This window comes from Halovivax gelatinilyticus (assembly GCF_024300625.1).
GTDB lineage: Archaea > Halobacteriota > Halobacteria > Halobacteriales > Natrialbaceae > Halovivax > Halovivax gelatinilyticus.
Window position 1 is genome coordinate 1,253,060 of the sequence record NZ_CP101322.1, and the last position, 14,924, is coordinate 1,267,983.

General features: G+C 65.4%; 20 protein-coding genes. 14 read left to right on the forward strand and 6 right to left on the reverse strand.

The features are described from left to right. Positions 1–83 precede the first annotated feature (83 nt). Both NKH31_RS06185 and NKH31_RS06190 read left to right on the forward strand, forming a co-directional pair. Positions 84–368, forward strand: coding sequence for a HalOD1 output domain-containing protein (locus NKH31_RS06185; RefSeq protein WP_254864258.1), 285 nt, complete (start codon positions 84–86; stop codon positions 366–368). 363 nt (positions 369–731) lie between these two features. After that, a complete protein-coding gene (locus NKH31_RS06190; RefSeq protein ID WP_254864259.1) occupies positions 732–980 on the forward strand; it encodes a hypothetical protein in 249 nt (82 codons plus the stop codon). A gap of 15 nt (positions 981–995) precedes the next feature. Here the strand turns inward: NKH31_RS06190 and NKH31_RS06195 are convergent, their stop codons facing one another. Further along, complete coding sequence (locus NKH31_RS06195) at positions 996–1,826, reverse strand: type 1 periplasmic-binding domain-containing protein (RefSeq protein ID WP_254864260.1); 831 nt, start codon at positions 1,824–1,826, stop codon at positions 996–998. Positions 1,827–2,083: 257 nt separating this feature from the next. Between NKH31_RS06195 and NKH31_RS06200 the strand changes: the two genes are divergently transcribed. Next, the gene (locus tag NKH31_RS06200; protein ID WP_254864261.1) at positions 2,084–2,329 is read left to right on the forward strand and encodes a PRC-barrel domain-containing protein; all 246 of its coding nucleotides are present in this window, start codon (positions 2,084–2,086) and stop codon (positions 2,327–2,329) included. 14 nt (positions 2,330–2,343) lie between these two features. Further along, positions 2,344–2,802 (forward strand): NOB1 family endonuclease, encoded by a 459-nt coding sequence (locus NKH31_RS06205; protein WP_254864262.1) that lies wholly within the window; start codon positions 2,344–2,346, stop codon positions 2,800–2,802. Between the two features lie 24 nt (positions 2,803–2,826). On the opposite strand, the gene NKH31_RS06210 is transcribed toward NKH31_RS06205, so the two are convergent. Beyond that, on the reverse strand, positions 2,827–3,993 hold the full coding sequence (locus NKH31_RS06210; RefSeq protein ID WP_254864263.1) for a CPBP family intramembrane glutamic endopeptidase: 1,167 nt from the start codon (positions 3,991–3,993) through the stop codon (positions 2,827–2,829). A 116-nt stretch (positions 3,994–4,109) separates the two neighbouring features. After that, on the reverse strand, positions 4,110–5,420 hold the full coding sequence (locus NKH31_RS06215) for a glucose-6-phosphate isomerase (protein WP_254864264.1): 1,311 nt from the start codon (positions 5,418–5,420) through the stop codon (positions 4,110–4,112). Positions 5,421–5,565: 145 nt separating this feature from the next. Here NKH31_RS06215 and NKH31_RS06220 point away from each other — a divergent pair, with 145 nt between their 5' ends. Continuing rightward, on the forward strand, positions 5,566–6,048 hold the full coding sequence (locus NKH31_RS06220) for a DUF5812 family protein (protein WP_254864781.1): 483 nt from the start codon (positions 5,566–5,568) through the stop codon (positions 6,046–6,048). Positions 6,049–6,158: 110 nt separating this feature from the next. Here NKH31_RS06220 and NKH31_RS06225 read toward each other — a convergent pair whose 3' ends face one another. Continuing rightward, complete coding sequence (locus NKH31_RS06225) at positions 6,159–6,542, reverse strand: DUF7968 family protein (RefSeq protein ID WP_254864265.1); 384 nt, start codon at positions 6,540–6,542, stop codon at positions 6,159–6,161. Positions 6,543–6,774: 232 nt separating this feature from the next. Between NKH31_RS06225 and secF the strand changes: the two genes are divergently transcribed. The 7 genes from secF to NKH31_RS06260 all read left to right on the forward strand — a co-directional run bounded on the left by secF (position 6,775) and on the right by NKH31_RS06260 (position 11,102). Continuing rightward, complete coding sequence (gene secF, locus NKH31_RS06230; protein WP_254864266.1) at positions 6,775–7,686, forward strand: protein translocase subunit SecF; 912 nt, start codon at positions 6,775–6,777, stop codon at positions 7,684–7,686. Continuing rightward, positions 7,683–9,311, forward strand: a complete 1,629-nt coding sequence (locus NKH31_RS06235) for a preprotein translocase subunit SecD (RefSeq protein WP_254864267.1) — start codon at positions 7,683–7,685, stop codon at positions 9,309–9,311. Before secF ends, NKH31_RS06235 begins: the two co-directional genes overlap by 4 nt. Before the next feature lie 500 nt (positions 9,312–9,811). Beyond that, positions 9,812–10,051: a hypothetical protein gene (locus NKH31_RS06240; RefSeq protein WP_254864268.1), complete on the forward strand. Its 240-nt coding sequence runs from the start codon at positions 9,812–9,814 to the stop codon at positions 10,049–10,051. Beyond that, positions 10,044–10,211: a hypothetical protein gene (locus NKH31_RS06245; protein WP_254864269.1), complete on the forward strand. Its 168-nt coding sequence runs from the start codon at positions 10,044–10,046 to the stop codon at positions 10,209–10,211. Before NKH31_RS06240 ends, NKH31_RS06245 begins: the two co-directional genes overlap by 8 nt. Before the next feature lie 143 nt (positions 10,212–10,354). Further along, entirely contained in the window at positions 10,355–10,681 is a 327-nt protein-coding gene (locus NKH31_RS06250) for a UPF0175 family protein (RefSeq protein ID WP_254864270.1), read from the forward strand. Beyond that, on the forward strand, positions 10,681–10,827 hold the full coding sequence (locus tag NKH31_RS06255; protein ID WP_254864271.1) for a hypothetical protein: 147 nt from the start codon (positions 10,681–10,683) through the stop codon (positions 10,825–10,827). The genes NKH31_RS06250 and NKH31_RS06255 overlap by 1 nt, the downstream gene beginning before the upstream one ends. A 119-nt stretch (positions 10,828–10,946) precedes the next feature. Next, complete coding sequence (locus NKH31_RS06260) at positions 10,947–11,102, forward strand: hypothetical protein (RefSeq protein WP_254864272.1); 156 nt, start codon at positions 10,947–10,949, stop codon at positions 11,100–11,102. Positions 11,103–11,126: 24 nt separating this feature from the next. Here NKH31_RS06260 and truA read toward each other — a convergent pair whose 3' ends face one another. Beyond that, positions 11,127–12,005, reverse strand: coding sequence for a tRNA pseudouridine(38-40) synthase TruA (gene truA, locus NKH31_RS06265; protein ID WP_254864273.1), 879 nt, complete (start codon positions 12,003–12,005; stop codon positions 11,127–11,129). A 118-nt stretch (positions 12,006–12,123) separates the two neighbouring features. On the opposite strand from truA, the gene NKH31_RS06270 reads away from it, so the two are divergent. Continuing rightward, positions 12,124–13,725 carry a sulfatase family protein gene (locus NKH31_RS06270; RefSeq protein WP_254864782.1) on the forward strand — a complete coding sequence of 534 codons (1,602 nt, stop codon included), beginning with the start codon at positions 12,124–12,126 and terminating at the stop codon, positions 13,723–13,725. A gap of 160 nt (positions 13,726–13,885) precedes the next feature. Here the strand turns inward: NKH31_RS06270 and NKH31_RS06275 are convergent, their stop codons facing one another. Continuing rightward, positions 13,886–14,206 (reverse strand): hypothetical protein, encoded by a 321-nt coding sequence (locus NKH31_RS06275; RefSeq protein ID WP_254864274.1) that lies wholly within the window; start codon positions 14,204–14,206, stop codon positions 13,886–13,888. 368 nt (positions 14,207–14,574) lie between these two features. Between NKH31_RS06275 and NKH31_RS06280 the strand changes: the two genes are divergently transcribed. Then, a complete protein-coding gene (locus NKH31_RS06280; RefSeq protein ID WP_254864275.1) occupies positions 14,575–14,850 on the forward strand; it encodes a PadR family transcriptional regulator in 276 nt (91 codons plus the stop codon). Positions 14,851–14,924: the final 74 nt, after the last annotated feature.

Genomic DNA, 14,924 nt, shown 5'->3' on the forward strand with positions numbered 1-14,924 from the left:
CTGTGCGAAAGAAAGGTATCTGCACACAGGTTGCGGTGAACGCATCCCGAGGGCTCATACCGAAACCGGCCCAACCGCCTACGATGACCGATTCCGTCGACATCGATCCGAGCATCGCCGTCGTCGAGACGGTCGCCGCCCACGAAGGCGTCAGACCGGCAAACCTCGACCCGCCGTTGTGGGAATCCATCGATCCGACGGCGCTCGATCGACTGGTCCGTGGCGAGCGTTCGTCCTGCGCTGTACAGTTTCGCTACCACGGCTACGACGTGTGCGTTACGAAGGAAGACGGCGTCACGGTGGACGATGGCGGCGCGATCCCGGGCGAAAGCGGGAGCGAATTGTCGGCGACGAAACCGGGCGAATAGGTAGAATCCACATCAGTCCAGACGGACGGCCATCGACAGGGCTTCCACAAAAGCGATCCCACAGACGCCGGCCGGCCGCGTACGCCTCGGAATACCTCGATGGTGTTTATCGCACACCAAAACAGCTATACGTTTCTACATATTATTGGTGTAATTGTACGCGGTTCGATCGTCACACGGCTCCGGAGACTCCACGAGGCGTGCGGGTCAGGCGGGTGTGACCGCAAACGACTACGATGCGTACCGTCGTCGCGCCATGTTTCACCGAATCAACGCGTTCGTCCGTCCGCCGAATCGTGATCGAAATCCCCGTCGAGTCGCTCGCGATACCGCGCGGCCCCCTCGTCCAACACGGGTGGTTCGGTGAGTTCGAACCGAGAATCCGACCGCCGAGCGGAGGAGTTGCTCGAATCGCTCGGCGTCGAGGACTGGGCCAGCGTCGATCCGCGCGACCTCGCGGGCGTCGACATGCGGGACGTCCCGGACGAGGCGCTTCCAACCGACCGGCGGTGTCCACGCTGCTTCTGGCCGGTCTTTCAGATCACGACGACCGGACCACACTCTCACGCGTTGCGGCCCTGTGGCTGTCGGGTGGCGTCGGTCGACTGGTGAGTAAGTCGACTGTGATCAGACGGATTGTACGGGCTCGTCACGATCGACCAGCGCGTCGATCGTCGCCCGAACCGTGTCCGCGTCCTCGGGAAACGCTCCGAAGCAGACGGCGTCGCAGTGCGGGTCGACCATCCGTGTCACGTCGACCAGTCTATCGACGTCCGTCCCCGCCGCCGATAGCTGGATCGTCACCGTCGCGTCCAGGTCGGCCAGTCGAGTCGCGAAACCGCGGGCCAACGACTCGACCCAGTAGGGCGTCTCGTAGTCACCACAGAGCGGAACGAGGAACGATTCGACGTGCGGGGAGAGCGCCTCCGGGGTGAGACCGGTCCGCGACCGAAGCGAGCCGGGATAGGGGTCGGGATACAGCGTGACCGACAGGTCTCCCGAGACGCGTTCGGCGGCCGCCTCGACGAACGCGGTGAGGTGAGCCTCGCGCCACGCCGCTCGCGTCTCGTGTTCGCTCTCTTCGAACCGCTCGTCACAGCGGTCACACCGACAGAACGACTCGCCCGGAAATCCGGCCGTCGTCAGCCTGACGTCGCCGGTCGCACCGACCGTCGAGATTCGATCGAGGAGGCGGTTCCGGTAGTCGGGATCGGTCGGACAGACCGTTCCCCAGTGGTGGCCCTCCGCGTCGGGCGTCGCCCGCGTTCCCTCCGCGTCGACGGCCGCCCGGTCCGGCGCTCGGCGCACCGTCTCCGTATCGCCCCAGCAGGCGACGACGGCAGTCGTCCCGGTAACCGGGTCCGATCGACTACCGTCCGCGAAATCGGTGAACGCGTGCGTGAACTCGCCGAGACCCTCGCGAGCGAGGTCGCGGTCTCCCGTGAGAACGCCGTACATACCCGACGTTCAGCTGTCGCGACGAAAGGCGTTGTGGAACCGCCCGCTCGATTCATCCGCCGTACGCTATCGTCGGTCGGTTCGTTCGCTCTGGAATCGTCACCCGATTCGAGCGCCGGCGACGTCGGTCGGTTCGGCCGTTTGCAAGCATGCCGATCGAATTGGCCATCGGTCCGAGGTCGAGTCCGCCGGGCAACGGCTGACGTCCGTCTGACGTCGCCGTGGTGTTTAATAGCTCCTGCCCTGAACGGGTAGCCATGAGCGAGGTACTCGCTGAGAATCTATCGGGGAAGTCGGTGATGGGCGCCGACGGCACCGAACTCGGATTGCTCTACAACATCACGATGGACCTCTCGTCGGGCCAGCTGTACGACCTGATCGTCGAACCGGACGAAGAACTACCGGCCCGGTCGGTCGACTTCGACCACGACGAAGCTGGGCGATTCCAGATTCCCGTCTCGCGGGTTCAGGCGGTCAAAGATTACATCGTCGTCGAACGCTGATACGCTACGCTTTTATGTACGTTCTCGACTCGTCCGCGTTCATCCACGACTTTCACACCAGCGAACAGACCGCGACGATCCCGCTCGTCCGCGAGGAACTCACCGGCGAGAGCGTCTACCGGTACGACGCCATGGAGGGGTCGGGGATGCACATTCACATCCCGAACGAAGACACCACGGAGACGGTTCACCGGGCCGCTCGCGAATCGGGCGACGCGGACGTGCTCTCAGAAACCGACGTCAGGCTCGTCTCGACCGCGTTCGAACTCGACGCCACGCTCGTCACCGACGATTACGCGATGCAAAACGTCGCCGAGAAACTCTCCGTCGACGTCGAGTTCATCGCCCAGGACGGCATCACCGAACAGCGCGACTGGCACTTCCAGTGTCGCGGCTGTGGGCGCGAATTCGACGAGCAGAAAGATCGGTGTCCGATCTGTGGCTCCGAGTTGTCTCGCAAGAATCCGACCTGAGCCCCGTCGCGGTCGATCGACGACTCACGCCGTCATCGCGAGGTACGCCGTGTAGAAGACGTACGCGTTGTAGAGACCGTGGACGAGCGCCGGGACGAGGAGATTGTCCGTGCGTTCGTACAGCGTTCCGAGCAGGATCGACAGCGAACCCACCACGCCGAGACTGACCAGCGATTGACCGACCGTTCCGCCGGCGTAGGCCGAGGCGTGGACGACGGCGAACGGAACGCTGGCGACGACGATAGCGCCGGGCCGCGAGAAGTACTCGTAGAGCGACTTCTGGATCACGTTTCGAAAGAGCAGTTCCTCGAACGGCCCGATGACGACGATCGAGGCGACGGCGAGGACGAGAAGCAGTTCCGGGGCACCCGCCGCGCGCTCGAAACTGCTGTGGTCTGTTCCCTCAGTGCCGGTCGCCCCGAGCAGGGTATTGATCGCGATCGCGGCGGCGACGATCGCGAGGACGCCACCGACGACGTAGCCCAGGTCGCGAACGCTCGGGACGGACAGGTCGATGAACGACCCGTCTCGGCCGGTCCAGACGAGGACGCCGATCGTGACCGTCCCGATACCGAACACCGTCGCGACCTGGGAGAGCACCGCGACGTCGACGGCCGTCAGTTCTGCTGGCGATTCCGCAGGTAACACCGGCGTCCCGACCGCGACGAGGACGATCGCCCAGACGTTGATCGCGAGGATGCCGGCCACGCCGACGAGACTGTACTGGGCGGTCGCGACGAATCGCTCGCGGATCGCCCCGCGGGAGAGACCGACCGCGATCGAGACGCCGAGGGCGAGTGTCGCCCCGGCGCCGAGGACGGCGACGAACAGCGCGGGGGTGGCCTCGATCGGCGGAACGCCGAATCCACCGTCGAGCCCCTGGTTCAACCCGTACACCGAGAGCAGACCGACGAGGAAGCTCGCCAGGGTGCTCACCGAGCCCCCGACGCGCGTCGAGACGTGCCGGAAGCGAAGGGCGACCAGACTCAGCAGGGCGACGGCGGCGAGGCCGGTCAACGTGATCGAGAGCGGATCGGTCGTGCCCGCCCTGACGGGGCCGGTCGCACCGAGGAGCGAGAGCGTTCCGGCGAACAAGGCGAGGGCGACGACGGCGCCGTCCGGATCGTTGCGGACCGGCTCGACGCCGGAGGGCAGATCGATAGTCGAATCGTCCCCGGCCGCGTCGCTCATAGCTACCGGTTGATCGGGGACGATAATGGGCCTGTGGATTCCTCCGGCCGAAATCGTGCGGTGTCGGGTGCGGTATCGGGGGTAGATCGTGCGTGCGAGCGCGAGCCGACGGCGACTCAGCGTTCGACGCGCAGCGTCGGCTTCGCCGCGACGGCGTCGGCTTCGTCGAACTCCCCGCCGCCGAGCAGCCCGCGAGTCGCCTTCTTCGCCCACTCGACGGCCGGCTGCTCGAACGTGTTCACGCCGGCCAGTTCGCCGGCCATCACGCACGCGGCTTCGAGCCCGTAGAGCAACCCGCCGAGTTCGAACGCGTCGACCCGCGCGAGTTCGATGCGGACGGTCGGGCGGCCGGCCGCGGCGAGGCTGGCCTCCGTGGCCCGGAACTCCGCGTCGAGCAGCTCGTCGAGCGAACCGCCCCCGAGGTAGGCGAGGTCATCGACGTCGGTCTCGGGAATCGCGAGCGACGGGCGTTCGCGCGGGGTGACGAATGTGACGAGCGTGTTTCTGGGCCCCGCACGGTAGAGCTGGAGCTGCGAGTGCTGGTCCGTCGCCCCGAGCGCGCGCACCGGCGTCTGACCGAGACCGTCCTTGCCGAGGCTCTCGGCCCAGAGCTGGGCGAACCACTCGGCGGTCGTCTCGAGCGACTCGGCGTAGGGCATGAAGGCGTTGACGCGCACGCCTCGGTTCGCGAGCGCGTGGGTGACGGCCCCGTAGGCGTAGGCCGGACTCTCGAAGAGCGAGCCCGACAGCGAGTCGGCTTCGGCGGCCGCACCGTCGACGAGCGCGTCGAGGTCGACGTCGCCGGCCGCCGCGGCGACCAGTCCGACGGCCGAGAGGGCCGAAAAGCGGCCGGGGACGCCCGCGGGAACGTCCAGCGCGGGCAGGTCGTGGGCCTCGGCGAGGTCTCGGAGCGGTCCCGACGCGCCCGTCGTGACGATCGTTCGGTCGGTCCAGTCGACGCCGGCGGCCTCGTAGGCGTCGCGGACGACGAGGAAGTTCGCGAGCGTCTCGGCGGTCGTCCCAGACCGCGAGACGACGTTGATCGCCGTCCGGTCGAGTGCGAGCGCGTCGAGCCGGTCGCGGACCCAGGCCGGATCGACGTTGTCGAGGAAGATGGCGTCGATATCGGGGTCGAGCGCGTCGACGATCGTCGCCGCCCCGAGCGCGCTGCCGCCGATCCCGATCGTGATCACGGCCTCGAGTTCGCAGCCGTCGACGCGTCTGAGCGGATCGACGGCGGCCCGAATCGCGTCGGGGTCGGTGCGTTCCGGGAGGTTCAACGCGGCGTACCCGTGTTCGTCGTCTCCTCGGCCGGCCTCGATCCGCTCGTGGGCCGCGGTGACCCGCTCGTCGAGCCGGTCGAGCGACTCCCGAGAGACGCCGGGCGACGCCACCGACGAGAGCGCGTTGGCGATGTCTACGTCCATGCCCGAGATGGCGGGAGCCGGCGTCAAAGGCGTTCCGTCACGCTCCGAACGAGCTCCGCGGGACGAGTATCGCGAGAGTGAGCGACGACACGCCCTCGACGCCGAGTCGAAACGGCGAAAGAGCCGGGGCCCCTTCACCCCGCCAATGACCGACGCAGACGCGATCACGAGTACGTTCGTCGTCACCCACGCGGACGAGGCGAGCGCCGTCGTCCAGAACGTCGAGACGGCGCAGGTCCACACCCTGTCGTCGAACGACGATCTGACGGAAGGCGAGGTCGTCGACGCGACCGTCGTCCCGGAACCGCCGCTCGAAGTTACCTGGGAACTGCGAGAGATCGACGATCGGCGGACGATCGAAATCGTCGATAGCGACCTCTCACCGACGGTACACACCCGGGAGGTCGCCGAAGACCAGTCGGTCGGCGACATAGAGACCGTCGAACGCGCCGGACGGGGCGAGATTCACGTCCTGCGCGTCGAACCCGACGCGGTCGAGACGGCCGCCGCCGAGGTCGTCGAGGATCCGGAGACCGTCGCCCGGGCGGCCCGCCTCGACGCCGTCCGCGTCGAGGTCAGACGCGACGCTGAAGACGGGATACTGAGCGTCCGATACCTGCCGGACTGAGCGACTGGTGGCGTCGGGAGAGGATCGTCTGCGAATCGTCGTTCAGTCACGCGATTCTACCTTCAGTCACGCGATTCTACCCAGCGGATTCGGGGCCGGACCGGGCGGACTCACGATCCGTCCGGCGCTTCGGTCGCCGTCTCCGAGTGGGCCGGACCGCCCCCACTCTGGACGCGCCAGCTTCCCAGGACGTCGCAGGCCTCCCGGACGGTATAGTCGATCTCGGTGTCCTCGCCGAAGCGCTCGCCGCCCTCGACGGCCTCGATTTTGAGCGGGACGTCGAGCGTGTTGCCACAGCAGCCCACGCCGACGAACTCCTCCCAGGCGTCGCCGACCGCGGCGCGGTCGCGCGTCTTCCGGAGAAAGGCCCGAAACGACGGTTTCTCGACCTGGAACCGACCCCACGAGGAGAGGTCGGCGGGATACGAGACGACGATGCGGGAAGCGACGTCACCGGTCGGACGGTCGGCGGACTGGCGAACGGTATTCGACATGAAGGCCGTACGTGATCGAGCGATTTAGGCGTGACGCGCACCTCGATGGCAGACCGGTGACGACCGAGGGCCATCGGTCGCAAGAAGTTGAACGAGGCGCCCCGATTTGATACACTCGCTGGATGCTGTGGATCGACGGGTTCGGACCACGAAGCCGAAGAAATCGTCTCACGGCCGTCGAACACGAAATTGAGAAAGTTTACGTGCCGGCCATCGCTAGCCGGGGGTATAGATGGCCCCATTCGAGGTACCGGATCTGGACTATACGGAGTACTCTAATCGCCAGCTCGTCGCCCTCCCGCTCGGAATGCTCGCGCTGGCGCTGGGGATTCTCGCCGTCACGTTCGTCGCCACGGGTGCGCCGCTCTCGCTCGGCCTCGAGTTCACCGGCGGTGCGGAACTGACGCTCGACACCGAGGCCGACCGCGAGGAGGTCGAAGCGGCGTTCGACCAGGAGGTGACGTCGATCCAGCCGGTGCAGGGTGAAGATCGCTACATCGTGCAGTTCGCCGCCGGCGAACTCCCCGGCTTCGAAGACGATTCCCAGGGCGTGTTACAGGATCTCGTCGAGCAAGCCGAGGCGAACCTCGAGCCGGCCGACGAAGGTGAGGGGCTCGTCCAGTCCGAGTCGCTGACGTCTGCATCATTCGGGGCCCAGACCCAAACGACCGCGCTGCTGGGAATCGCCGCGGCGTTCTTCGGGATGAGTATCATCGCCTTCGCGCTCTTTCGGACGTTCGTCCCCTCGGTCGCGATCGTCGTCTCCGCGTTTTCCGACATTATGATTCCGCTCGCCTTCATGAACCTCGCGAACATCGATCTCACGCTCGGGACCGTCGCCGCGCTGTTAATGTTGATCGGCTACTCCGTCGACTCCGACATCCTGCTCAATAACCACGTCCTCCGCCGGAGCGGCGGGTTCTACGAGAGCGTCCACCACGCGACGCGCACCGGTATCACGATGACCGTGACGGCGATGACCGCGATGGCCGTCATGGCGATCAGCGCCTGGTTCTTCGGCGTCGAGTTGCTGACGAGTATCGGGCTCATCCTCTTCGTCGGGCTGGCAGCCGACCTGATGAACACCTACCTGCTCAACTTCAGCCTGCTTCGCTGGTACAAGTTCGAGGGGGTGGCACGATGAGCGCGAAAGCGGCGTTCAAAAAGTGGTGGCGCATCGGCCTGTTGCTGGTGCTCATCAGCGTCGCGCTCTTCGCGCTGTTCGCGCCGGGCGGCGTGATGGGCGGCGGCGACGACATCGAGGACCTCGAACTCGACGAGAACGACTCGGTCGAGTCGGGGCCGTCCTGGCACAACCTCGTCTTCGGACTGGGGTTAGACGGCGGCGCCCGGATCAGCGCACCGCCCGTCGGGATGACCGCAGAAGGACTCGATCCGACGACCGATTCACCGAGCACCGACCTCAGATCGGCGCTGATCGACGAACTCGGCCTGGCGCCGGAGGACGCCCACGTCCGAACCGACGATCAGGGCACCTACTCCGCGGAGGTGTTCGACGGCAACGTCACCCACGAGGAGATGGCCGCGGCGTTATCGACCGTCGACGGCGTCGATATCACGGCCGACGACGTCGACGACGGCGTCACCGAGGAGACGCGCGCGGAGATGCTCACCGTCATCGAGAGCAAGTTGAACGAGGCGGGGCTGGCCGGCGGCCAGGCGTTCGACACCGAGACGCTCGGCGGCCAGCACTTCATCGTCTCGGAAGCGCCCGCGATGGGCACCCAGGAGCTGCGAACGCTCCTCGAAGAACGAGGGACCGTCCGAATCGAAGCCCACTACCCGGACCCAGACGGCGACGGCATGACGAACGAGACGGTCCTCGAGCAGCAACACTTCACGAATATTGGACAGGCCGAGTGGAGCGGTGAACGGAACCAGTACGAAGTGTTGGTTCACGTCGTCGACGAGCGAGCGTCCGAGTACCAGGAGCGGATGAACGAGATCGGGTTCACCAGCGAGGGCGTCGGCCAGTGCGACCCGCGCTACGGTGACGAGGGGGCCAATCCGGACGAGTGGGAAGATCAGTACTGTCTCGTCACGATCGCCGAGGGTGACGTAATCAGTGCCCACTCGATGGGAGAGGATCTCGCGCCGGGTATGCAAAGCGGCGAGTGGGCGAACGACCCGACGTTCGTGATGACCTCCCAGGATCGATCGGAAGCGGAACTCCTCTCGCTCAACCTCCGCGCCGGGACGCTGACCGCGCCGCTCGACTTCGGGAACGCCCAGGTGTTCAGCGTCGAGCCGGCGCTCGCCGAGCAGTTCAAGAATTACTCGCTGTTGATCGGCATCCTGGCGATCTTGAGCGTCAGCGGGATGGTCTTCGTGCGCTATCGCGACCCCCGCGTCGCCGCGCCGATGATCCTCACGGCGATGGCCGAGGTCGTCATCCTGCTCGGCTTCGCCGCCGCCGTCGAGATGCCGCTCGATCTGGCCCACGTCGCCGGCTTCATCGCCGTCGTCGGTACCGGGGTGGACGACCTGATCATCATCGCCGACGAGGTGATGAACGAAGGCGACGTCGACCAGCGGCGGGTGTTCGACTCCAGGTTCCGCAAGGCGTTCTGGATCATCGGCGCCGCCGCGGCGACGACGATCATCGCCATGTCGCCGCTGGCCGTAATGAGCCTGGGCGACCTGCAGGGCTTCGCCATCGTCACCATCCTGGGCGTGCTCATCGGCGTGTTCATCACCCGACCCGCCTACGGCGACATCCTGCGCAAGCTGATGACCCGCCCGGAATAAGGGCGATCGGCTCGGTCGCAGGTTCTGACAGCGGTCGTGGATTGGGGAGTTCGTCATATTCGTCGCACCCACCACGTCGATCGAGCGACGAGCTCGAACCGACGAGAGACCAGGGACCGGGAACGTACGACTCATCGAGCGAAAGTCGTCGCGGACTAACTCGTAGCCAGTTGGCACGAACGAGCGAGATAGTGTGGATTTCTAACCATAGATACGTCTCCAGATAATTTTCTAAATTTATTTCCTCCCTCAATAGATATAATACGCTGCGATCCGTCATCTCGCGTGGAAGCCACTCGCTCTGGCGTCCCAGAGTCGGCAGAAATGCCCCGGGTGCCATAACACCCGGGTCGTGGCTTCCGAAACCCGCAGACGGGTTTACATCAGCCATGACACGCTACAAACCAGACCACCATAAACCCCGCGCACAGCCCGCATACCTTCGATACACGGTTACTCGAGAGTGTCCCGATTCGAGACTACCCAGTACCGGACAGCCAGTGGCCTACACAGCCACGAGCCCCACCGAAGACCGCCGCTTCGTCAGCCCGGCCAGTCCGGTCGAGCCCTATCGGTACGGAACCGTCTCGCGGGATCACTACCCGCCGTGTCCGCACTGCACCGAGCCGGTGATCACGATTCGGACGCTCGGCCCAGACCAGCACACCGCCGATCCGTGCGGCTGCGAGATCGACGTTCACACGGTCGCCCATTTCCTGCGAGGGCCCGGCGATGAGTAACGCACCGGACCCCGCGGCACCCGACCCCGAAAACTGCCCGTTTCCGCTGTGTCCGTTCTGTGAGACGCCGGTCGTCAGCGTCACGTCGACGGGGCCACACACCCACTCGGCCAGTCCCTGCGGTTGTGGCCTGACGCTCGCGGACGTCCAGGAGATGTAGTGGTAGTTGGATGTCGCGCTCAGCACGGTAGGACCGCTCTCGGATTCGATTGTATCACGAACTCACCTCTTGAGCGGTGGCTCGAACAACTGCGCCGCACCCAAATTCATATATTGTATGATCACCCCTAGTCTACCGACGCGATGTCCCGAACCACCGCCACCATCCCCGACGATCTCACCGACCTCATGGAGGGTGCCGTTCGAGCCGGTGTCTTCGAGAACAAAAGCGACGCGATTCGTCACGTCCTCCGGGAGTACTTTCAGGAGAATCGGGAGGCCCGGATCGCCGCCGCGGTGTCGCTGTACGATGACGGGGATATCACGCTCGGAACGGCCGCCCGTCTCGCCGGCCTCAACCGGTTCGAAATGCGCGACATATTGCGCGAGGAAGGGGTAGACCTCCGGTTCGGTCCCGAAGATATGGCCGCCGTGCGAGACGAGATCGACGTCGCTCGGAATCTCGAGTGATGGAGGCGCCACAACGCGCAACGGTTCTCGATACCTCCGTAGTATCTAACTTCGCGCACGTCGATCACCTCGAACTGATCGCCACGCTACCGCGACCGGTGGTCGTCCCAGCCGTCCGAGACGAACTCGAACGGGGCATCCGGTGATCCGTCAGGAAATACGCTCCAACGAAGTAATCGAGCACCTGATCGACGGCGATCCAACCGACGAGTAACGCTCGCGGTGTGAGCCAGCTATTTATTCTCGCGGAACGTTTGTCGGAACGATGACGTCAGATTCGCCGAAGTGGACGGACCCCGATCCCCACTACTCGACGGAGTGGTCGATCCCCGAGGGGAACGCGCGGCGGTGGGCCGTCCTCGCGTTTCTGGGATTCTGGGTGGTCCAGTTTCTGGTCCTCTTCCTCGTCTGGCTCTTCTAAGACCGTCGGGTGTGGCGTGCCTTGTCAACGAACGCCGTCCCGAAGCTGGCGTGAAACCCGAGTTCCGGTCGCCCGCTCGATCCGCCGTTGCTCGAACACCGTCCGAGCGCTCGCCGCCGCCTCGGCGTCGACGTCGAACCCGACGTTCGGATACGTCACGTCCGCGAGTACCAGCGGTTCCGGCGCGGCCGGCGGAACGCCCTCGTGGCCCGGAAGCGGCTCCCGATCGAGGACGCGATCGATCGTCTCCAGCGACGACTCGCCGCTCCCGACGCGACGGATCAGCGTGACGAGCCGTCGGACGAGCTGGCGGGCGAAGCCGCCGGCGGTGACCGTCAGTTCGACGAACGGGCCGTCGCGGGCGGCGGCGATCTCGATCGTCCGCTCGGTGTTCGTCTCGTCCGGCGTGAGGTTGTGGTAGTCGTTCGTCCCCGAGAGGGCTCGACACGCCTCGCGAACGCGCTCGTCGGAAACCGCCGGCCAGTCGGGGTAGGAGTCAGCGACGGTCTCACGCTCTCTCGCCGGCGCATAGAGGTGGTAGGTGTAGGTGCGCTCCGTGGCGTCGTGGGTCGCGTGAAAGTCGGTCGGGACGTCGGCGCTCGCCCAGGCCCGAATGTCGGCCGGCAGTTCGGCGTTCATCGCCCGCGGCGTGAGCCACTCGGGCGCGGAGAAGGCGACGGTCTGGGCGATCGCGGAGACGCCGGCGTCGGTGCGCCCGGCGGCCGCGTAACCGCGAGGTCGATCGGGGCGGTCGTCGCCCGGGGTCGCCGTCGCGGGCTCCGGTCGGTACGCACTGAGCGCCCGGAGGGTGTCGAACATGGTGCCCTCGACGGTGTCGACGTCGGGCTGACGCTGGAACCCGGCGTACCCGGCGCCGTCGTAGGCGAGACGAAACGCGCGCATCGTCCCTCGCTACCGGGTCGAACGGGTTAGGCGCGTCGAACCTGCGAGGGCGACGTCTATAATCCCTGCGTACGCCGGGGCCGCGACCTTCCGGGCGAACGCTGCAGCTATGGATACCATGACCGCCGATGGCGATTCTGCGGACGACGGGCAGAGCCATGATATCGCGTCGGGTCGCACTACCGCGACGACCCGCACGACCGACGCCGATCGATCGGCCTCGACGGTAGGGACGGCCTACGACGGATCCGGGTCGGCCGCCCCGGACGAACGGCTGAACGTCTGTCTCGTCGTCCTGGACACGGCCCGGGCCGCCGACGTCGACGAAGAGATTACGCCGACGCTCGCCCGACTCGGCCAGGAGGGGACGCGGTTCGAACGGGCCTTCTCGACCGCGCCGTGGACCGTTCCCTCCCACGCCTCGCTGTTTACCGGCACCTATCCGAGCGAACACGGCACCCACGGCGCCAATCCCGTCCTCGACGATAGCCTGCGCACGCTCCCAGAGGCGTTCGCCGACGCGGGCTACGAGACCGTCGGCGTCTCGAACAACACCTGGATCACCGAGGAGTTCGGGTTCGACCGCGGATTCTCCCAGCTTCGTAGAGGCTGGCAGTACCGCCAGTCCGAAACGGACATGGGCGGCGTCGTCCGCGGGGAGTGTCTCTCCGAGAAAATCGAAGCGACGCGAGCACGCCTCTTCGAGGGGAATCCGCTGGTGAACCTCGCGAACGTGATCTACAGCGAGTTCGTGCAACCGGCCGGCGACGACGGCGCCGCCCGCAGCGTCGACTGGATCGGCGACTGGGTGACCGATCGCGATCGCTCGACCCCGTTCTTCTGTTTTCTGAACCTCATCGAGCCGCACGTCGTGTACGATCCACCTCGCGAGTACGCCGAACGATACCTCCCGCCCGGTGCAACCTACGAGTCGGCCGCCGAGATTCGCCAGGACCCGCGGGCGTTCGACTGCGGCGACTACGACCTCACCGACGCGGAGTTCGAACAGCTACGCGGCCTCTACCGCGGCTCGCTCGCCTACGTCGACGACCAGCTCGCCAGACTCCGACTGTCGCTCGAAGCCGCCGGCGAGTGGGAGCGAACGATCGTCGTCGTCTGTGGCGATCACGGCGAGCACGTCGGCGAGCACGGCTTCTTCGGCCACCAGTACAACCTCTACGACACCCTGCTCTCGGTGCCGCTCGTCGTCACCGGCGGGGCGTTCGACGGCGGCGAGCACCGCGACGATCTCGTTCAACTGTGTGATCTCCCCGACACGCTCCTCGACGCCACCGGCGTTCGCGACGGCCGGCTCCGGAATCAGAGTCGGGGTCGCTCGCTTCACCCGGATTCGTCCGCCACTCCGCGCGAGGCCGTCTTCGCCGAGTACGTCACGCCCCAGCCGTCGATCGATCGACTCGAGGCGCGCTTTGGCGACCTCCCCGAGCGCATCTACACGTACGATCGGCGCCTCCGTTCGGTTCGAACGCCGAACTACAAGTACGTCGAGGGTGACGACGGATTCAGTCGGCTACACTACCTGCCGACGGATCCGGACGAGTCGCGCAACGTCGTCGACGAAGAGCCGGCGGTCGCCGCCAGGCTCGAACGGCGACTCGAGTCGACGCTCGGTCCGCTCGCGTCGACGCCACGTGTCGAAGCCGAGGTCTCGATGACCGAGAGCACGAAACAGCGGCTGGCCGATCTCGGCTACCGGTGACGATCCGATCGGTCGGCGCGTACAGACGGTCGTTCGACGCGAGAAATCGGTACGCGACGACGCAGGTTCGTCGGATCAGAACCTGCCGCTCAGCGCTACGTGAAACAGTGGGCCGGTCGACGAGACCGGTCCGAACCCCTACTCGAGAGAAAGAAGCGAATTAAACGTTGTACTCCACGTGGACTGACGGTGTGCTGGCCGATTCGGGTGCGGGAGTGCCGTTCCAGTCTGCGAGGTGGACGTTCGCCAGCTCGCCCGAAAAGCGAAGACGAGTGACGCCGACTTCGATCATTCCCTCGGCGGACGATCCCGAAACGATCGTCGTATCCGAGACCGGATCGTCGCTCTCGGCCTCGATTTCGCCGTCGACGGTCACTTCGAACGAGGCGGGGACACCTCGTCCAACGATCGTCACGAGGTTCGGAAGCGGTTCGTCTGTCTTCGAGTGCACACCGGTTCGTACCGGATTGTCGCGTGCCATACCGGGAAACGCGGCGGACCCACCATAAGTCTTCTAGTCGAAATCCACAAACGTTCATAAATTGAGTATATTTTCTATGTTTATAATATTCTAAACGCGTGACTATCACGAATTCGTGACCGTATCGACGACCTACCTGTTTTCGATCGACGCTAAGGACGGATTATTCGATCGACGTCGCGGCCTCGCCGGGTTCGAACGGGTGACGGGGAGGACTGAAACGGCGTCCCACAGCGCCGATGTGTGACGAACCCACCGGATCGAACGACGGCGACCGATCGAGTCGCAGTTTCGCGGTACGGAGTGCTTATGGCTGGTATGAGAGTAGTAACAACGTTCCGTCTCGTGGAGTGTCAGTCTGGTTGTCGATGCACGAACTCACCGGGTTTCAACGCGACCTGCTGTACGTGATCGCCGCGGCCGACCAGCCATCGGGTCAAGAGGTCAAAGCCGAGATCGAGGGCTACTACAGCTCCGACATCAATCACGGCCGACTCTATCCGAATCTCGACACCCTCGTCGATCGAGGGTTCGTCGAAAAGGGCCAACTCGACCGGCGAACTAACTACTACGATATCACAAGCGAGGGTGAACACCTGATCGAAGAACGACGCGAGTGGGAGTCACAGTACGTCGAGTCGTAGCGATCCGCGTTCGATCCGGCGATGGCCGATACGCCTAGTCGGCATCGACTCCGTGTCGGACAACTCGGCCGAGA